This window comes from Saccharomonospora saliphila YIM 90502, assembly GCF_000383795.1.
GTDB classification, from domain to species: Bacteria; Actinomycetota; Actinomycetes; order Mycobacteriales; family Pseudonocardiaceae; genus Saccharomonospora; species Saccharomonospora saliphila.
Map to the genome: position 1 here is coordinate 19976 of NZ_KB912705.1, position 18463 is coordinate 38438.

Below are 18463 nucleotides of genomic sequence, written 5' to 3' on the forward strand. Positions count from 1 at the left end.
GCCGCGCCGGTGGCGAGCCACTCGGCGAGCGCGGCCCGGTCCCCGTGCGGCTCGGGGGAGAGCTCCCGCAGGGCGGTGTCGGGTGGCGGTTCCGTCGCCGCCGTCCGCACGATGGTCTCCACCCAACGGTGTCCCGCGCCGACGTGACGCACGAGCTGGGCGAGGTTCCACCCGGGGCAGGTCGGCACGTCGGCGGTCAGGTCGGCCTCGCGCGTGAGCGCGGTCAACGTGCCCGTCCACGTGACGATCTCGGCGCAGTGCCGTGCGTGGGTCATGCTGTGCACGCTCTGGTCCATGATGGTGCGCTCTCCCCCAGTCCCGGAACTCATCGGTCGGTGTCGTGCCGAACCCGGCCGTGCCGGGCCTGGCCACGGTGCCGCCGTGGCGGAGGTGCCGTGGCCGGGTGAGGCGTGCGACGGCGGCGCCGAAGGACAGTGGCAGACTATCCGGGCATGACCTCCGCAGCCAGTACGCCGAAGGGGGAACGCAGGCGTGCCGCGCTCGCCGCCGCGGCCGCCGAGCTGCTGGTGGAAGGCGGCTTCGACGCGGTGCGTCACCGTGCGGTCGCGGAGCGGGCGGGCCTGCCGCTCGCGTCGACGACGTACTACTTCGACTCGCTCGACGACCTGGTCCATGCCGCGATCGAGCACTACGGCCGGGAGGAGCTGGCCCGGGGGCGCGAGCAGCTCGCCACGGTGGGCACCGAGCGGCGCGGGGTGGACCACCTGGTCGAACTGGTGCTCGACCAGTTGCTCGGCACCGACCCGCACTACGAGGCCGTGGTGCTGCGCTACGAGCGGCTGGTCGGTACGGGGCGCAGGCCGCACCTGCGCCCGCTGATGCGCACGTTGTCGGCCGAGCTGCGAGAGCTGCTCAGCGAACTCTTCGCCCGCTCGGGATTCGAGATCGACGCCCACCGGTTGGAACAACTCATCGCGCTGGTGGACGGTGCCGTGGTCAACGCGCTCGTCGAGGTGGACCCCGACCCGAGGGCGGTCGCCGCCCGGATGTTGCGGGACGCGCTGACCTGATCCCGTACCGGGTGACGGTGGACTGCTCGAACGGGGTCGAAGGGCCCGGACCGGCACCGCACTGGGTTGATCACCACGGGCGTGGCTAGCCTGAGCGTGTGACGGACAAGCCCCGAATCCCGAACGTGCTCGCGGGTCGCTACGCCTCCGCCGACCTGGTGCGGCTGTGGTCGCCCGAGCACAAGGTCCGACTCGAACGCGACCTGTGGATCGCCGTGCTCGCGGCCCAGCGTGAACTCGGCATCGACGTGGACGAGGCCGTGCTCGCCGACTACCGGAGAGTGCGGGACACGGTGGACCTCGACTCCATCGCCGCCCGCGAGCGCGTGACCCGGCACGATGTCAAGGCCCGGATCGAGGAGTTCAACCACCTCGCCGGGCACGAGCACGTGCACAAGGGCATGACCTCGCGCGACTTGACCGAGAACGTCGAGCAGCTCCAGATGCGGCGCTCGCTCGAACTCGTGCGCGACCGGGTCGTGGCCGTGCTCGCGCGTCTGGGGGACCTGGCGGCGCGGCACGCCGATCTGGTGCTCGCGGGCCGGTCGCACAACGTGGCCGCACAGGCCACGACGCTGGGCAAGCGCTTCGCCACCGTCGCCGACGAGCTGCTGGTGGGCTTCGCCCGCGTCGAGGAGCTGCTCGCGCGCTACCCGCTGCGCGGGATCAAGGGCCCCGTCGGTACCGAGCAGGACATGCTGGACCTGCTCGGCGATCCGGCCAAGCTGGAACAGCTGCAACGCCGCGTGGCCGAGCACCTCGGGTTCGAGCGGGTCCTGACCAGCGTCGGGCAGGTGTACCCGCGCTCGCTGGACTTCGACGTGGTCTCCACCCTCGTGCAGCTCGCCGCCGCTCCGTCGAACCTCGCCACCACGATCCGGCTCATGGCCGGGCACGAGCTGGTCACGGAGGGCTTCCGTCTGGGCCAGGTGGGGTCCTCGGCGATGCCGCACAAGATGAACACCCGCTCGTGCGAACGGGTCAACGGGCTCGCGGTGGTGCTGCGCGGGCACCTGTCGATGGTCGGCGAGCTGGCGGGCGACCAGTGGAACGAGGGCGACGTGTCCGATTCCGTGGTGCGCCGGGTCGCGCTGCCCGACGCGTTCTTCGCGCTCGACGGGCTGCTGGAGACCTTCGCCACCGTGCTCGACGAGTTCGGAGCCTTCCCCGCCGTCGTCGACCGTGAGCTGGCGCGCTACCTGCCGTTCCTGGCGACCACGAAGGTGCTCATGGCCGCCGTGCGCGCCGGTGTGGGCCGGGAGACCGCGCACGAGGCGATCTCCGAGCACGCCGTGGCGGTGGCGCTGGACATGCGGGAACGGGGGCAGACCGACAACGACCTCGTCGAGCGGCTCGCGGCCGACGAGCGAATTCCGCTGGGCGTGGGGGAGCTGAAGGCCCTGCTCGACGACCGGTTGTCGTTCACCGGCACGGCGGCCACCCAGGTCGAGACCGTCCTCGGCAGGGTGGCCGACGTCGTGCGCCGGTTCCCGGACGCCGCGGCGTACACGCCCGGGCCGATCCTGTAGGCGGCGCGCGTCATGCTGACGCTGGTGCTGTTCGGCCTGGCCGGATTCCTGGCACAGTTCGTGTCGGGGACGCTCGGCATGGGCTACGGCATGACCTCGACCACGGCGCTGGTCGCGTTCGGCACCGCGCCCGCCGTCGCGTCGGCGTCCGCGCACTTCGCGCAGGTCGGCACCTCACTCGCCTCCGGGGTGTCGCACTGGAAGTTCCGTAACGTCGACTGGCGCACCGTGGGCATCCTCGCGGGGCCGGGCGCGGTCGGCGCGGTGTTCGGCGCGGTGCTGCTCGTCTCGTTCTCGGGCGAGTTCGCCAGCGGCTGGATCAGCGTGATCCTGTCCCTGCTCGGCCTGTACGTGCTGGTCCGGTTCGCGTTCCTGCGCCTGGGCAGGCTCATCACGGACAAGCGGCCCGGTGCCCGGTTCCTCGCCCCGCTGGGGCTGGTCGCCGGGTTCGTCGACGCCACCGGTGGCGGCGGGTGGGGCCCGGTCGCCACGACCACGTTGCTGTCGAGCGGGCGACTCGCACCGCGCAAGGTGGTCGGGTCCGTGCAGACGGCCGAGTTCGTCGTGACGGTCGCGGCGAGCCTGGCGTTCCTGTCCGCCCTCTCGCTGCGCGGGATGAACTTCGCGGTGGTACTCGGTCTCCTCCTCGGCGGGGTGCTGGCCGCGCCGCTCGGCGCCGTGCTCGTGCGCAGGGTGCCGCCCCGGCTCCTGGGCACCGCCGCGGGCGGGCTCATCGTGCTGACCAACGGGTGGCTGCTGCTCGGCGTGCTCGGTGCTCCGGCCGTGGTGGTGGGCGTGGTCTACGCGTTGATCGTGCTGTTGATCGCGACGGCGGTGATGGCCTCGCTGCGCTCGATGCGCGAGGAGAAGCGGATCAACGCGCTGGTCGGCGAGGACGACCCGGTCTCGGGCGACCGCGCCCGGCGCTGAGCGCGTTCGCGGGCGGGGTGTGCGGCGCGGCGGGTGTGCGGGGTCGGAGCATCGAGCGCGGAGGTCAGAGCGCCAGTGTTTCGCCGTGCGGGGCCGGGCGTACCTCCGTCCCGTCCGGGGCGAGGTTGGTGAACAGGCCGATATGGCCCTGCGGACGAGCGAGGACGGCCTCGTGGATCGGCACCGCGAGCCGGGGCCGCACCGCGCGCAGGAAGTCCACCGCCTCGGCAGCCTTCAGCCACGGCGCGGCCGTGGGCACTCCGAGGACGTCCACGCGCCGGGCGGGCACGTGCAGGGCGTCGCCGGGGTGGTAGAAGGTCTCGCCTCCGCTCTCGGCACCGGTCCCGGCGATGTCACCGACGACGTAGCCGACGTTCGGCACCACCGCGATGTCGGGGTGGACGATCGCGTGCTCGCCGCCGACCACGGACACGGTGACGCCGCCGAGTTCCAGCGTGTCGCCGGGGCGCGCCGTGGTGGCGGGCAGGTCGAGCTTGTCGACGGTCGTGGTGGTCCCCGGGTCCACCACAAGGCGGGCCTCCGGATTGGCCGCGAGCAGAGCGGGAAGGCGTTCGGCGTCGATGTGGTCGTAGTGCTGATGGGTGATCAGTACGGCGTCGAGGTCGCGCAGCGACTCGAACCCGTCGGAGAACGCGCCCGGATCGAACAACAGCCGGGCTCCCGCGGCGTCGAGCAGTACACAGGAGTGCCCGTAATGCGTGAGTTCCACGACGTGCTCCCTCGCTCCGGCGGGATCGTCCCTGCTCGGGCGACCCCTTGTTGGCTGATTGTCAGTAGCGTGGGGCCCCTCCTAGGGTGTCCAGCATGACCAGCATCGCGCAGGCCGTCGAGAGCTTCGACTCGCTCGATCCCGCCACCGGTGCCGTCGTCGGGACCCACCCGGTGCACGGGGAGGCCGACGTGGACGCCGCCGTCGCGCGGGCCCGCGCGGCCGCCGGGTGGTGGGACTCGCTCGGCTTCGGTGGACGCGCCGAGCGCCTGCGCCGGTTCAAGGGCGTCCTCGCCCGCCGGATGACCGAGCTGTGCGAGGTGGTCGCCGCCGAGACCGGCAAACCCACCGGAGACGCCCAACTGGAAGTCGTGCTGGCGATCGAGCACATCGAGTGGGCCGCCCGCAACGCGCGCACGGTGCTCGGCAGGCGCCGCCGCTCGCCCGGACTGCTGCTGGCGAACCAGGCGGCGACGGTCGAATACCGGCCGCTCGGCGTGGTCGGCGTGATCGGCCCGTGGAACTACCCGGTCTTCACGCCGCTCGGCTCGATCAGCTACGCCCTGGCTGCGGGCAACGCGGTGGTGTTCAAGCCGAGTGAGTACACCCCCGGGGTCGGCCGCTGGCTGACGGACGCGTTCGCCGAGGCGGTGCCCGAGCACCCCGTCTTCGATCTCGTCACCGGCTTCGGTGCCACGGGGGCCGCGCTGACCCGCGCCGACGTCGACAAGATCGCTTTCACCGGCTCGGCGGGGACCGGCAAGAAGATCATGGCCGCGGCGGCCGAGCGGCTCACCCCCGTCATCATCGAGGCGGGTGGTAAGGACCCGCTGCTGGTCGACTCCGACGCCGACCTCGACGCCGCCGCCGACGCGGCGGTCTGGGGCGCGTTCTCCAACTCGGGGCAGACCTGTGTGGGCGTGGAGCGCGTCTACGTGCACGACGCCGTCTACGACGACTTCGTCGAGCGGCTCGTGCGGCGGGCCCGCGCGGTCGAGGCGGGCACCGACTACGGGCCGATGACCATGCCCGCGCAGCTCGACGTCGTGCGCGGGCACATCGCCGACGCGCTGGCACGGGGCGGGCGCGCTCTCGTCGGCGGTGCCGACGCCGTCGGGGACCGGTACGTGGCGCCGACGGTGCTCGTGGACGTTCCCGAGGACTCCGCCGCCGTGCGCGAGGAGACCTTCGGCCCGACCGTGACCGTCACCCGGGTCGCCGATATGGACGAGGCCGTGGACCGGGCGAACGACTCGGCCTACGGGCTGGGATCGACGGTGTTCTCGAAGCGCCGTGGCCCCGAACTGGCACGCAGGCTGCGCACGGGTCAGACGGCGATCAACGCGCCGCTGTCGTTCGCCGGGATCGCGTCCCTGCCGTTCGGCGGGGTGGGTGACTCCGGCTTCGGCCGCATCCACGGTCCCGAGGGACTGCGCGAGTTCGCCCGGCCCAAGGCGGTGGCCCGGCAGCGGTTCCCCATGCCGTTGGCGCTGACCAGCTTCGCCCGCACCCCGAAGACCGAGGCTCTGGTCGGCAAGCTGATCTCCACCCTGCACGGCCGCCGCCGCTAACCCCCGTCCTAGTGAACTGCCGGCAAGGCCCCCTTTCCTGCGTTGAGTGCGGTCAAGGCCTCCTTGACTGCGTTGAGTGCAGTGAAGGAGGCCTTGACGGCACGCCAACAAGGCGGGGTGCGGTCACGGTGTGTGAGGGCGGCGGGGTGGGTTCCTCCGGTCCGGGGAATTCGGGGATCGCGGCGGTCGTCGAGCAACGTCGTCGGGACCTCACGCGTCTTCCGGTGTGAGAGTCGGGTAAAGACGTGACTCGGAGGCCGAGGGGTGTCGGGGGCTCCTCGGCCTCTGGGTTACGCTCGTCGGGCATCGACCTGCGCGAACTTGAGGAGCAGCCAGTCGTGGCCCGAGTAGTCGTCGACGTCATGCCCAAACCCGAGATTCTCGACCCCCAAGGCCAGGCCGTCGCCGGCGCGCTCGGACGCCTCGGCTTCCAGGGCGTGGGCGGGGTCCGTCAGGGCAAGCACTTCGAGCTGGAAGTCGACGACGACGTCGACGACGACACGCTCGCCCGGATCGCGGAAGGCTTCCTGGCCAATCCGGTGATCGAGGAGTGGACGGTGCGGAGGGTCGAACGGTGAGCCCGCGCATCGGCGTCATCACCTTCCCCGGCACGCTCGACGACGTCGACGCCTGCCGCGCGGTGACGTACTCGGGCGCCGAGGCGGTCTCGCTCTGGCACGGCGACGCCGACCTGCGCGGTGTGGACGCCGTGATCGTGCCCGGCGGGTTCTCCTACGGCGACTACCTGCGCTGCGGCGCCATCGCCCGGTTCGCCCCCGTGATGGGCTCGGTCGTCGAGGCCGCGGGCCGGGGCATGCCGGTGCTGGGCATCTGCAACGGCTTCCAGATCCTGTGCGAAGCGGGCTTGCTCCCGGGCGCGCTGGTGCGCAACGAGAAGCTGCACTTCGTGTGCCGGGACCAGTGGCTGCGGGTGGAGAACACCACCTCGGCGTGGAGCACCCGCTACGAGCCCGGCGCCGAGATCCTCGTTCCCCTGAAGTCGGGCGAGGGCGGCTACGTCGCCGACGAGGCGACCCTGGACGAACTGGAAGGCGAGGGTCGGGTCGTCTTCCGTTACGTGGACGGCAATCCGAACGGCTCCCGCCGCGACATCGCGGGCATTCGCAGTGCCGACGGCCGTGTGCTGGGTCTCATGCCGCACCCGGAGCACGCGATCGACGCGCTGACCGGACCGTCCGACGACGGCCTCGGGGTGTTCTACTCGGCGCTCGACGCGCTGGCCGATGCCCCGGCACCGGTGGGCTGACCCGCCGCTTCCCGACTACCCGCCCGGTTAGGCTGAAAGACGTGGCAGCACCTGACGTGGACACCCCCGCCCTCGACACCACCGCGCACGCCGAGCGGACCCCGGAACTGACTCAGCCGTACCGGGAGCTGGGCCTGGCCGACGACGAGTACGTCCGCATCCGCGAGATCCTCGGACGCAGGCCCACCGACGCCGAACTGGCGATGTACTCGGTGATGTGGAGCGAGCACTGCTCGTACAAGTCGTCGAAGCGGCACCTGGCCTACTTCGGCGAAACGACGACCCCCGAGATGAAGGCGAAAATGCTCGCCGGAATCGGGGAGAACGCCGGTGTCGTGGACATCGGTGACGGCTGGGCGGTCACGTTCAAGGTCGAGAGCCACAATCATCCGTCCTATGTGGAGCCTTATCAGGGTGCGGCGACCGGCGTCGGCGGCATCGTGCGTGACATCCTCGCGATGGGCGCGCGACCGCTCGCCGTGGCGGACCCGCTGCGGTTCGGCCCCGCCGAGGCCCCGGACACGCGGCGCGTGCTGCCGGGCGTGGTCGCCGGGGTCGCGGGGTACGGCAACTGCCTCGGCCTGCCCAATGTGGGCGGCGAAGTCGTGTTCGACGAGAGCTACGCGGGCAACCCGCTGGTGAACGCCCTGTGCGTGGGCGCCATGCGTACCGAGGACCTGCACCTCGCGCACGCCTCCGGCACGGGCAACAAGATCATCCTGTTCGGTGCGCGGACCGGCCTCGACGGTATCGGCGGCGTGTCCGTGCTGGCCAGTGAGACCTTCTCCGGGGACGAGAGCGGCGGCGGGCGCAAGAAGCTGCCGAGCGTGCAGGTGGGTGACCCGTTCGCCGAGAAGGTGCTCATCGAATGCTGCCTCGAACTGTTCGACAAGCGCCTCGTTGTCGGCATCCAGGACCTCGGCGGCGCGGGATTGTCCTGCGCGACCTCGGAGCTCGCCGCGGCCGGAGACGGCGGTATGCGGGTCGATCTCGACCGGGTGCCGCTGCGTGCCGAGGGGATGACCCCTGCCGAGATCCTGTCCAGCGAGTCGCAGGAGCGCATGTGCGCGGTCGTGCGTCCCTCCGATGTGGACGACTTCATGGCGGTGTGCCGGAAGTGGGACGTCCTCGCCACGGAGATCGGTGAGGTCACCGACGGTGACACCCTGGTGGTGCGCTGGAACGGGGAGACCGTCGTGGACGTGCCGCCGCGCACCGTCGCGCACCAGGGCCCGGTCTACGACCGCCCGTTCGCGCGGCCGAAGGAACAGGACACCATCGAGGCGGACACGCCCGACCGGCTCGCTCGTCCGTCCACTCCGGACGAACTCAGGGAGACCGTGCTGCGGATGGTCGCCTCCCCCGAACTCGCCTCCCGGGAGTGGGTGACCCAGCAGTACGACCGGTATGTGCGCGGCAACACGGTGCTGGCCCAGCCCTCGGACTCGGGCGTCGTCCGCGTCGACGAGAACACCGGACGCGGAGTCGCGGTCGCCACCGACTGCAACAGCCGCTTCGTCCGGCTTGACCCGTACGAGGGAACGCGGCTCGCCCTCGCCGAGGCCTACCGCAACGTCGCCACGAGCGGCGCGATGCCGGTGGCGGTGACCAACTGCCTCAACTTCGGCTCGCCGCACGACCCCGGCGTGATGTGGCAGTTCGAACGCGCCGTGCACGGTCTCGCGGACGGGTGCGCGGAGCTCGGCGTCCCGGTCACCGGCGGCAACGTCAGCTTCTACAACCAGACCGGTGAGCAGGCCATCCTGCCCACCCCGGTGGTCGGCGTGCTCGGGGTGCTCGACGACGTGCGGCGGCGGATTCCGACCGGGATCGGCGCCGAGGCGGGCGAGAGCCTGCTGCTGCTCGGCGAGACCCGCGACGAGTTCGGCGGCTCGGCCTGGGCGCGGGTGGCGCACGGCCACCTCGGCGGAACGCCGCCGACGCCGGACCTCGCCCGCGAGCGGCTGCTCGCCGAGATCCTGGTCGCGGCCTCCCGCGACGGTCTCGTCTCCGCGGCGCACGACCTCTCCGACGGCGGACTCGCGCAGGCGGCCGTGGAGATGGCGTTGATCGGGCAATGCGGCGCCCGGGTGGTGCTCGACCCCGACGCGGACCCCTTCGTGCAACTGTTCTCCGAGTCCGCGGGCCGGGCGCTGGTCGCGGTGCCGCGCAGCGAGGAGCTGCGCTTCACCGAGATGTGTTCGGCACGCGGGCTGCCCTGGCGCAAGACCGGGGTCGTGGACCCCGGGGCCGGGGCGCTGCACATCCAGGACGTCGGCGACTTCGGGCTCGACGAACTGCGCGCGGCGTGGGAAGGCACCCTGCCCGCGCTGTTCGAGTCCTGAGGCGCCGACGAGCGGACATCGCCCGTCGCGAGCGAGAACGTCGGCCGTGGGCCGGCCGGGACACCGGCACATCCGCGGCCGACGTTCTTCTCCGGCGGTCCGGTCAGAAGCTGAACGCGCTGACGCAGAAGGAACCGTCGACGTCGGCGATCGCGATCCCGCCGCCGGTCGTCGTGCCGTCGAGTGAGCCCGTGACGACGACCGAGTAGATGTCGACGCCCTGGCTCTGCGTGGCGTGTGCCGATTCGCCAGGGGTGAGGTCGGCCGAGCCGTTGACCACCTTGTCGACCGAGGACTCCACATAGGACTCGGCGCCCGAGCAGACGGTGCCCATCGCCGCTTCCTTGTCACCGCTGTTCAAGGCACTGACGAACTCCTCGGCGACCGAGTCGACATCGCCGGTGCTCGCCCCGCCCGCGCCGGAGTCGGTTCCCGTTCCCGGGTCGGTCCCCGTTCCGGGGTCGGTGCCCGCGCCGGGGTCCGTACCGGCGCCGGAGCCGGGACCGGCCGCACCGAAGGTGAGGTCCTGCCAGCACCAGCTACCGTTCTGCCGCGCGAGCGTGTTGCTCACGGTGACCGTGTCGCCCTGGAACTCGGCCGTCGCGTCCACGGTGGCCGTGTTCCCGGACTCCTGCGGGGCTCCGGTCATGGTGACGTTCCCGATCTGGGAGGACATGGAGATCGTCTGCTGGACGTTGCTCGTGGCGTCCGCACAGGTCAGACCGGTGAGCGTGGCCGTGTCCCCGTTGTTGAGCGCGGCGGCGATCCGCTCGGCGACCGCGGTGGCGCCGCCCGAGTCACCTCCGCCCGGGGTGCCGGACGCGGTGTCGCCCGAGCCGCCGCTGTCGTCGGAGTCGTCGCCGAGCAGGAATCCCGGCGCGACGAGTCCGGTGATCAGGAACGCGACGACCGCGACCGCCGCCGCGGACAGGCCGATCCACAGGCCGGTCTTGCTCTTCTTCGGAGGCTCGCCGCCGAACCCGTCGCCCGGCTGCCCGTACGGATGCTGCCCGTACGGGGGCTGGCCGTACTGCCCGTACGGAGGCTGGCCGTACTGCCCGTACTGCCCGCCGGACGGGTCCTGCTGCGGGTAGGACGTTGTGGGCGGGTACTGGCCACCCTGCTGCGGGAAGCCCCCGGACTGCGGGTAGCCACCCTGGTCGTAGGTGCCGGGCTGGCCGCCCGGCTGCTGTCCGTACGGCGGTTGGCCGGGCTGGGGTGGGTACGTCATGACGTCAGTGCTGCCTTCCGTGGATCGCGGCGCCCCTGGTGCGCTTTCCGGTCGTCAGACGCCGGCCCGGAGGCAGTGGTTCCCCCAGACCACGCTTGACCCGCGCATTCTGCCCCTCCGGCCCCTCTCGGGTTCAGCCGGGGCGTCAGGCACGGCGCGCGCGGACAGGTGCCCGGCGCCGGTGAGGACGGACGCCGGGCACCTGCCGGGTGCCGCCGTGTCAGCCGGTGGCCAGCACCTGCAGCCGGTCGTAGGAGCCGTTAAACACGTTCTGGTCGATCGGCGTCGACGTGTACTGCCAGAACGTGTGGTACGGCCAGTCGTACGGCAGGGGGCCCACCGAGGAGTCGTACCGCGCGACCCACAGCGGGGACGTCTGCGAGAAGCTCTGTGCGCTGCCCACGCACTGGTCCCACCAGCTCGTGGAGGTGTAGATCACCGGATAACGGCCGGTCCGCGAGTGGTAGGTGTCGTGGAAGTCGCGCACCCACGCCGCCATCTGCGACTTGCTCTTGCCGTAGCAGGTGGGGCCGTACGGGTTGTACTCCATGTCGAGTGCTCCCGGCAGGGTCTTGCCGTCGGCCGACCAGCCGCCGCCGTTGTCGACGAAGTAGTTCGCCTGTTCCGCTCCCGAAGAGCGGTCCGGCAGCGCGAAGTGGTACGCGCCCCGGATCATGCCCACGTTGTAGGACCCGTTGTACTGCTGCGCGAAGTACGGGTTGGTGTAGCCGGTGCTCTCGGTGGCCTTGACGTAGGCGAACCGCTTGCCCTGGTTCCACCAGTACGACCAGTCCACGTTGCCCTGCCAGCTGCTCACGTCGATTCCCTCGACGGTCGCGTACGCCTCGGTTCCGTCGGAGTTCAATCCGCGTGGTTGAAGCGCGCTGCGTTTCGAGCTCGGTGTGGAACGGTCGCCCTCGACCCGCTTGATCTGCGAGCCCATCGCGTGGTCCTGCCGCTGGTCCGCGGTGTCCTCGCCCGCAGGGTCCGCGTTCGCCGGGGCCAGTGCGCCGAGCAGGAGCGCACTGACCGAACCGGCGATCACGGCGGCGATGGACCGCCGTCTCGTCCGCCCGACATTCATCGGTTCTGTCCCTTCTTCCTGGTAATGCCCTCGCAGTGGACGACTCACCGAATGTGTTCGCCCACGTGTTGATTGTGCCCACACCGCGCCGGGTATGTCACCAACTGGCGGGAAACAACCGGAAAAGGTGGGTGATTTTTTTTCACCAGGCGGAACGGTCGTTAGCGATTGCGGGCGAGAGCGAGAACGAGGTCGCCCGCGGCGATCCGCGCCGTGGCGACATCGTCCGGATTGAGCACCAGCGGATGTCCGGCCAGGCTCTCGACGATGTCCCGGCCGCGCACCGCCCTGGCGCACGGCCAGCCGTCCGGCGCCAGTGACCGGTCGGTGCAGGCCGGGACGACCACGGTGCCCTCCACGTCATGGAACCCGACGAGGGTCCGCTGCGCGGGGGAGTACGCGTAGACGTACAGCGTCGCGTCGAGCACGGCGACCGGGAGATCTCCGGCAGGCCGGTGGCCGGTCTGCACCAGTTGGAGAAGGTGTTCGAGATCGGTGTGCGGGTCCGGGTAGCCGAGCGCGCGCGGCGAGGGCCGATAACGCTCGTTCGGGTGGAAGTCGTCGATGATCTCGCCGTTGGCGTTGACCGGGTAGGCGCCCACGACAGCCCAGGACGGCACGCGGCCGTCCGGGTCGAACGCCTCGTCGATCACGTAGAGCCAACTGTTCGGGTTGGCCCGGGCGTTGGCCCGCATCTCCCGTGTGATGGCCGGCTTCCTGGTGGCCGCGGTCGGCCCGGGCACCAGGCGGTCCGCGTCGTCACGCTGCGCCATGTGCTCCCCCACGTCGTGCCGTGTGCTCGCTGGTGGGCCCACCTTACTGTGGGGACATGCCGAAATCACGGTCCGTCGATCCCGGCGAGTTGCGTGCCGCGATGGCCGCGGTGGACCCGTGGCTGCGTGGGCAGGCCCCGCCGCCCGCCCGCCGTGACCTGGCCACGGCGGTGCGGCTGAGCCTGCGCGCGCTCGCCGCCGACGCGCCGGGGCGCAGCGTCGAGGTGCGCGTTCCCCCGTACGCCGCCGTCCAATGTGTAGCCGGGCCACGGCACAGCAGGGGAACCCCGCCGAACGTGGTCGAGACCGACCCGGAGACCTGGCTCGCGCTCGCGGCCGGGCGTCTGGAGTGGACCGACGCCGTGGAGTCCGGCCGGGTCACCGCGTCCGGCACCAGGGCCGAACTCGGGTCCTGGCTGCCGCTCGTGCGCCTGTGAGCGAGGGGTGTGGCCCGCGCGCCCCGGCCCGCGTCGAACGGGTCCGCACGGGGCGGCGTGCGGGTGAGGCGGTGACTTGACTGGCACGGCTCGCGGTGTACTTTCGGTGATCGGATGGTTTCCACCGGTACGATTCTGCGGGCCGGACGAGGAGCTCGGCGTGTCGAGAGAGAGGAACGGAAGGCGGCATGGCTGCGCGCGACGACTCCGTCGCTGAACCGGGCACCGGCCCCACCGCCCGGAGAATGATCCTCGGGGCTCAGCTGCGCCGTCTCCGCGAACGCGCGGACATCCCGCGGGCCGACGCCGGATACCACATCCGCGCGTCCGAGTCGAAGATCAGCAGGCTCGAACTCGGCAGGGTCGGGTTCAAGGAGCGCGATGTGCAGGACCTGCTGACCCTGTACGGCGTCGCCGACTCCGAGGAGCGTGCCGTCTTCCTCGACATGGTCAAGGAGTCGAACCAGCCCGGCTGGTGGCAGAAGTTCAACGACTACATGCCGAAATGGTTCGACGACTTCGTGGGTCTCGAAGAGGCCGCCTCGCGGATCCAGACCTACGAGCTCCAGTTCGTGCCCGGGTTGTTGCAGACCGAGGACTACGCCCGCGCGGTCATCACCCACGGCTTGCCCGAGACGGCCAGCGCCGAGGCCGAGGGCAGGGTGGCGCTGCGCATGCGGCGCCAGCGGCTGCTGTTCCGGCCCAACGCGCCCCGCCTGTGGGCGGTGCTCGACGAGTCGGTGCTGCACCGGCCCATCGGTGGCGGTCGTGTTCACCGGGAGCAGCTCGACCACCTCCTTGAGATGATCACGCTGCCGCACGTGACCGTGCAGGTGGTGCCGTACGAGCGCAGTGGGTACGCCGCCGAGGGCGCGTTCACGATGCTGCGGTTCTCCGAGCCCGAACTGCCCAACATCGGCTACATCGAGCACATCGGCGGCGGGCTCTACCTGGACCGGCCGGACGAGATCGAGCTGGTCGGACGCTCACTCGACCGGCTCGCCGTGGACGCCGAGACTCCCGAACGCTCCCGCCAGATGCTCCTCAAAGTGCGCGCCGACGCCTGACCCGCCCTCTCGCCCCGCCCCGGCCGGCGAGTTGCCCCTTCCGGTGCGCGAGTTGCCCTTTCCCCGCCTGCGAGTTGCCCCTTCCGGTCCGCGAGTTGGTCTTTCTCCCGCCCGCCGCTCGTTCCTCCGGCTCGCCCATCGCCCCGACGCCTGCGAGTTCCCCGTCCCTCTGCGAACCGCCTTCCCCTTCGCGACGGGCCTTTCCGTGCCGCCCGCATCCGGGGCGGGGTAGCTCTCGGTCGGTAGCCACATCGCGGACGTGAACAGTCCGCTCCCTGGCCATGAACAGGTCCGGCGCGACGGACAACTCGCTGGGCTCACGGCTCACGGGGTAATTCGCGCGCCGGGAGGGGCAACTCGCGCGCAGGAAAGGGCAACTCGCGGGCCGGGAGGGGACAACTCGCGCGGGGTGGTTGTTCCGGTGTGAGTTGGGTCATGGTGTGACGAAGAGCTGATGCCCGTGTATCTGCACGTGCATCCACACCTGCACGGGCACGTGCTACGGTCGGTGCACAACCAACTGCACATGCAGATGCATCCTCCAATGGTGTAAGTCGGGAAGGTGAGGATCATGGCGAGGACGATTCGCAACGGAATCTCTTCGGAGCTGCTCACGGACGTGGCGTGGCGCAAGAGCGCGTACAGCGGCTCGATGGGCAACTGCGTCGAGGTCGCGTCGCTGCGCACCGGCGAGATCGCGATGCGGAACTCGCGTGATCCCCGCGGTCCGGCGCTGGTCTACACCCGCGCCGAGATCGCCGCCTTCCTCGACGGCGTGAAGGACGGTGAGTTCGATGACCTCGCCGTCTGAGACGACCACTGTCGACGGTGCCACTCCGAGCGGGGGCACGACGCTTCCGGCCGCCGGGCACGAGGCCACCGGCCAGCAGGCCACCACGTCCCAGCCCACGGAGCAGGAGGGTGGCGACAACGACGCGGCCGACGTCGAGCGCGCGCTCGGGCGCCTGATCGAGCAGGGCTTCCAGTTCGTGCATCCGCGCGACGACAGCGGCGAGATCGTCACGATCGTCGGTGTCCGGGCCCACGGGCCGGTCGTCGACGTCGTCCGCCTCGACGCCGAGGACGAGGTGACGGCGAGCCGGATGCCGGGCGACGAGGACAACATCCTCGCGCCGCGCACCGTTCTCTGGCAGCGCACGGGCGAAATGCGCGAGGTGATCGACGACCTGCTCGCGTTGCCCGAGCCGTCGGTCGAGCCGCAGAGTGGGCGGCGCACGGCGAGCGCGCGCGGTTGCTGGGTTCCGGGCACCCGCGGCCGAGCCAAGTGGCTGGCGGCCACGGGCTGACCGGCGCGAGACGGCCGCCGACCGCGCATGGGCACGCCGTGTCCAATCGCGCGCGGGCAGGCCATGGCCGACCGTGCGCGGGCACGCCGTGACCGCCGCGCTGAGCGCGACATCACGGGAACGGGCCGCCCCCTCGGCACTACACTGGGGGCGGCCCGTTCTCGTATGCAGGGGAGCCTTCCGGTGGAACAGATCGAGGCCGAGCCTCGTGAGGAGTGCGGTGTCTTCGGGGTGTGGGCGCCCGGTGAGGACGTCGCCAAACTGACTTACTACGGCCTCTACGCTCTCCAGCACCGGGGACAAGAGGCGGCGGGGATCTCGGTCTCGGACGGTGGCCAGATCGTGGTCTTCAAGGACCTCGGGCTGGTCAGCCAGGTCTTCGACGAGCAGGTGCTGTCCTCGTTGCAGGGGCATGTCGCCGTCGGGCACTGTCGCTACTCGACCACCGGAAGCGGGAGCTGGGAGAACGCCCAGCCGACGTTCCGGACGACGGCCGCGGGCACGGGTCTCTCCCTGGGGCACAACGGCAACCTCGTCAACACACACGAGTTGGACGAGCGTGCGCGGGAACGCGGTGTCGTCGACCGTGACGGCGCCACCACGGATTCCGACCTGCTCTGCGGCCTGCTGGCGGACGCCGCCGCCGACAAGGGGATCGAGACGGCCGCCGCCGAGCTGTTGCCGACCGTACGCGGCGCGTACTGCCTGGCCTTCGCCGACGAGGACACCCTCTACGCCGCGCGCGACCCGCACGGGGTCCGCCCGCTCGTGCTCGGGAGGCTGGAACGCGGCTGGGTGGTGGCCAGCGAGACCGCGGCACTCGACATCGTGGGCGCGTCGGTCGTGCGCGAGGTCGAACCCGGTGAGCTGATCGCCGTCGACGCGAGCGGCCTGCGCTCGGTGCGGTTCGCGAACCCGGAGCCGAAGGGCTGCGTGTTCGAGTACGTCTACCTGGCGCGGCCGGACACCACGATCGCCGGGCGCAGCGTCCACGCCACCCGGGTGGAGATCGGCCGCAAGCTCGCCGAGGAGCACCCGGCCGACGCCGACCTGGTCATCCCGGTGCCCGAGTCCGGCACCCCCGCCGCGATCGGCTACGCGGCGGCCTCCGGCGTGCCGTACGGGTCGGGCCTGGTCAAGAACGGCTACGTCGGGCGCACGTTCATCGAGCCGTCTCAGACCATCCGTCAGCTCGGCATCCGGCTCAAGCTCAATCCGCTGCGCGAGGTGATCCGCGGCAAGCGGCTCGTCGTCGTGGACGACTCGATCGTGCGCGGCAACACCCAGCGTGCGCTGGTGCGGATGCTGCGCGAGGCGGGGGCGCTGGAGGTGCACGTACGGATCGCCTCGCCACCGGTGCGCTGGCCCTGCTTCTACGGCATCGACTTCGCCTCCCGGGCGGAGCTGGTCGCCAACGGCGCCGACGAGGACGGCATTCGCCGGTCGATCGGGGCTGATTCGCTGGGTTACGTCTCGCTGGACGGCCTGGTCGCCGCGTCGGAGCAGCCCGCGTCCCGGCTGTGCGCCGCCTGCTTCGACGGCCAGTACCCCATTTCGCTGCCGGAGGACGCGCTCATCGGCAAGCATCTGCTGGAGAATCTGGGCACGGGTGAGCGGAGCACGGTGTCCGCCCCGACCACGCCGGAGGGGTACGGTGCCGAGGATGCCGTCCGGCGTCCCTAACCCGTCGAAGTGAGGATGGAGTCCGCCTCGTGACCGAGTCCACGAGCGCCACGTACGCCGCTGCCGGTGTCGACATCGACGCCGGTGACAAGGCAGTCGAGCTGCTGAAGCCGCACGCCGCCCGCGCGGGCAGGCCCGAGGTGGTCGGCGGTGTCGGCGGTTTCGCCGGGCTGTTCTCGCTGAAGGCGGGACGCTGGCAGGAACCTCTGCTCGCCTCGTCCACCGACGGGGTCGGCACCAAGATCGCCGTCGCGCAGGCGCTGGACAAGCACGACACCGTGGGCATCGACCTCGTGGCCATGGTCGTGGACGACCTGGTGGTCACCGGGGCGGAGCCGCTGTTCCTCCAGGACTACATCGTCGTCGGCAAGGTCGTGCCCGAGAGAGTCGAGGCCATCGTCGCCGGTATCGCCGAGGGGTGCGTGCAGGCGGGCTGTGCGCTGCTGGGTGGTGAGACCGCCGAGCACCCGGGCATGATGGGCGAGCACGAGTACGACCTCTCCGCCACCGGAGTGGGAGTCGTGGAGGCCTCCGCCGTGCTCGGGCCCGAGCTGGTGCGGCCCGGTGACGTCGTGATCGGTCTCGGGTCGTCGGGCCTGCACTCCAACGGGTACTCACTGGCCCGGCACGTGCTGCTGGACGTCGCGCGGATGCCGCTGGAGGGCCACGTCGAGGAGTTCGGCCGCACGCTCGGGGAGCAGCTGCTCGAACCGACCCGTGTGTACGCCAAGGACTGCCTCGCGCTGGTCGCCGAGGCCGACGTGCGCACGTTCGCGCACATCACCGGTGGTGGACTGAAGGCCAATCTCGCGCGGGTGATGCCGGAGGGACTCGTGGCCCACCTCGAACGGCACACCTGGACCCCGGACCCGGTGTTCCGGCTGATCGAGCAGCGCGGCCGGGTCGAGCGGGTGGAGATGGAACGCACGTTCAACATGGGCGTGGGCATGGTCGCGGTCGTCTCCCCCGAGGACGTGGACCGTGCGCTGGCCGTGCTCACGGCGCGGCACGTGCCCGCGTGGGTGCTCGGCGAGGTGCGCCGCGCCGAGGACGACGACGAGCCGCGTGCCGTGCTCACCGGTGACCACCCCCGGTTCTGAGGCCGGACGGTGTGGCGGTGCTGGACGAGCTGCGGGTGACGGGGCGCCTCGTGGTGCCGGAGTCGGAGCTGTCCGAGCGCTTTTCGCGGTCCTCCGGCCCCGGTGGACAGGGCGTGAACACCACGTCGTCGCGGGTGGAGCTCTCGTTCGACGTCGCGCGTTCGCCCGCGGTGCCGGACGACCTGCGCAGGCGGCTGCTCGCCCGGCTGGATCACCGGCTCGCGGGTGGTGTGCTCACGATCGTGGCGAGTGAGCACCGTGCACAGCGGCGCAACCGGCAGGAGGCGCGCAGACGGCTGGCGGCCGTGCTGCGCGAGGCCGCCGCGCCGCCGCCGAGTCGCCGCCGTCCGACGAAGCCGACGAAGGGCTCGCAGGAAC

19 protein-coding genes are annotated in these 18463 nt (G+C 71.3%); 14 read left to right on the forward strand and 5 right to left on the reverse strand.

What is annotated here, in order from left to right; genetic code table 11:
• On the reverse strand, positions 1 to 329 hold a 329-nt coding region (locus SACSA_RS23460), incomplete at its 3' end, for a maleylpyruvate isomerase N-terminal domain-containing protein (RefSeq protein ID WP_232212980.1).
• A gap of 123 nt (positions 330 to 452) precedes the next feature.
• On the opposite strand from SACSA_RS23460, the gene SACSA_RS0116710 reads away from it, so the two are divergent.
• The 3 genes from SACSA_RS0116710 (at position 453) to SACSA_RS0116720 (ending at position 3490) form a co-directional block, all read left to right on the forward strand.
• Entirely contained in the window at positions 453 to 1031 is a 579-nt protein-coding gene (locus SACSA_RS0116710; protein ID WP_019818890.1) for a TetR/AcrR family transcriptional regulator, read from the forward strand.
• Between the two features lie 98 nt (positions 1032 to 1129).
• A complete protein-coding gene (purB, locus tag SACSA_RS0116715; RefSeq protein ID WP_019818891.1) occupies positions 1130 to 2560 on the forward strand; it encodes an adenylosuccinate lyase in 1431 nt (476 codons plus the stop codon).
• A gap of 12 nt (positions 2561 to 2572) precedes the next feature.
• Positions 2573 to 3490 carry a sulfite exporter TauE/SafE family protein gene (locus SACSA_RS0116720; protein ID WP_019818893.1) on the forward strand — a complete coding sequence of 306 codons (918 nt, stop codon included), beginning with the start codon at positions 2573 to 2575 and terminating at the stop codon, positions 3488 to 3490.
• A gap of 64 nt (positions 3491 to 3554) precedes the next feature.
• Here the strand turns inward: SACSA_RS0116720 and SACSA_RS0116725 are convergent, their stop codons facing one another.
• Positions 3555 to 4220 carry an MBL fold metallo-hydrolase gene (locus tag SACSA_RS0116725; RefSeq protein WP_019818894.1) on the reverse strand — a complete coding sequence of 222 codons (666 nt, stop codon included), beginning with the start codon at positions 4218 to 4220 and terminating at the stop codon, positions 3555 to 3557.
• 95 nt (positions 4221 to 4315) lie between these two features.
• On the opposite strand from SACSA_RS0116725, the gene SACSA_RS0116730 reads away from it, so the two are divergent.
• The 4 genes from SACSA_RS0116730 to purL all read left to right on the forward strand — a co-directional run bounded on the left by SACSA_RS0116730 (position 4316) and on the right by purL (position 9403).
• The gene (locus tag SACSA_RS0116730) at positions 4316 to 5791 is read left to right on the forward strand and encodes an aldehyde dehydrogenase family protein (RefSeq protein ID WP_019818895.1); all 1476 of its coding nucleotides are present in this window, start codon (positions 4316 to 4318) and stop codon (positions 5789 to 5791) included.
• Positions 5792 to 6129: 338 nt separating this feature from the next.
• Positions 6130 to 6369 carry a phosphoribosylformylglycinamidine synthase subunit PurS gene (gene purS / locus SACSA_RS0116735; protein ID WP_028661960.1) on the forward strand — a complete coding sequence of 80 codons (240 nt, stop codon included), beginning with the start codon at positions 6130 to 6132 and terminating at the stop codon, positions 6367 to 6369.
• On the forward strand, positions 6366 to 7058 hold the full coding sequence (purQ, locus tag SACSA_RS0116740; RefSeq protein ID WP_019818898.1) for a phosphoribosylformylglycinamidine synthase subunit PurQ: 693 nt from the start codon (positions 6366 to 6368) through the stop codon (positions 7056 to 7058). Before purS ends, purQ begins: the two co-directional genes overlap by 4 nt.
• Positions 7059 to 7114: 56 nt before the next feature.
• Positions 7115 to 9403, forward strand: coding sequence for a phosphoribosylformylglycinamidine synthase subunit PurL (gene purL / locus SACSA_RS23465; protein WP_019818899.1), 2289 nt, complete (start codon positions 7115 to 7117; stop codon positions 9401 to 9403).
• 103 nt (positions 9404 to 9506) lie between these two features.
• Here purL and SACSA_RS25355 read toward each other — a convergent pair whose 3' ends face one another.
• The 3 genes from SACSA_RS25355 to SACSA_RS0116760 all read right to left on the reverse strand — a co-directional run bounded on the left by SACSA_RS25355 (position 9507) and on the right by SACSA_RS0116760 (position 12491).
• Positions 9507 to 10634, reverse strand: a complete 1128-nt coding sequence (locus tag SACSA_RS25355; RefSeq protein WP_019818900.1) for a proline-rich domain-containing protein — start codon at positions 10632 to 10634, stop codon at positions 9507 to 9509.
• Between the two features lie 220 nt (positions 10635 to 10854).
• On the reverse strand, positions 10855 to 11718 hold the full coding sequence (locus SACSA_RS0116755) for a lysozyme (RefSeq protein WP_028661961.1): 864 nt from the start codon (positions 11716 to 11718) through the stop codon (positions 10855 to 10857).
• A 161-nt stretch (positions 11719 to 11879) separates the two neighbouring features.
• Positions 11880 to 12491, reverse strand: a complete 612-nt coding sequence (locus SACSA_RS0116760; protein WP_019818902.1) for a type VII secretion system-associated protein — start codon at positions 12489 to 12491, stop codon at positions 11880 to 11882.
• Between the two features lie 56 nt (positions 12492 to 12547).
• Here SACSA_RS0116760 and SACSA_RS0116765 point away from each other — a divergent pair, with 56 nt between their 5' ends.
• The 7 genes from SACSA_RS0116765 to arfB form a co-directional block, all read left to right on the forward strand.
• Positions 12548 to 12928 carry a sterol carrier family protein gene (locus tag SACSA_RS0116765; protein ID WP_019818903.1) on the forward strand — a complete coding sequence of 127 codons (381 nt, stop codon included), beginning with the start codon at positions 12548 to 12550 and terminating at the stop codon, positions 12926 to 12928.
• Between the two features lie 188 nt (positions 12929 to 13116).
• Positions 13117 to 13995: a helix-turn-helix domain-containing protein gene (locus tag SACSA_RS0116770; RefSeq protein WP_019818904.1), complete on the forward strand. Its 879-nt coding sequence runs from the start codon at positions 13117 to 13119 to the stop codon at positions 13993 to 13995.
• A 571-nt stretch (positions 13996 to 14566) separates the two neighbouring features.
• A complete protein-coding gene (locus SACSA_RS0116780) occupies positions 14567 to 14806 on the forward strand; it encodes a DUF397 domain-containing protein (protein ID WP_019818906.1) in 240 nt (79 codons plus the stop codon).
• On the forward strand, positions 14790 to 15302 hold the full coding sequence (locus SACSA_RS0116785; protein ID WP_019818907.1) for a hypothetical protein: 513 nt from the start codon (positions 14790 to 14792) through the stop codon (positions 15300 to 15302). The genes SACSA_RS0116780 and SACSA_RS0116785 overlap by 17 nt, the downstream gene beginning before the upstream one ends.
• A gap of 165 nt (positions 15303 to 15467) precedes the next feature.
• Positions 15468 to 16985: an amidophosphoribosyltransferase gene (purF, locus tag SACSA_RS0116790; RefSeq protein WP_048876916.1), complete on the forward strand. Its 1518-nt coding sequence runs from the start codon at positions 15468 to 15470 to the stop codon at positions 16983 to 16985.
• A 29-nt stretch (positions 16986 to 17014) separates the two neighbouring features.
• Positions 17015 to 18085 (forward strand): phosphoribosylformylglycinamidine cyclo-ligase, encoded by a 1071-nt coding sequence (gene purM / locus SACSA_RS0116795; protein ID WP_019818909.1) that lies wholly within the window; start codon positions 17015 to 17017, stop codon positions 18083 to 18085.
• 17 nt (positions 18086 to 18102) lie between these two features.
• Positions 18103 to 18463, forward strand: a 361-nt coding sequence (gene arfB / locus SACSA_RS23470; RefSeq protein WP_048876927.1) for an alternative ribosome rescue aminoacyl-tRNA hydrolase ArfB, incomplete at its 3' end; no start/stop codon positions are given.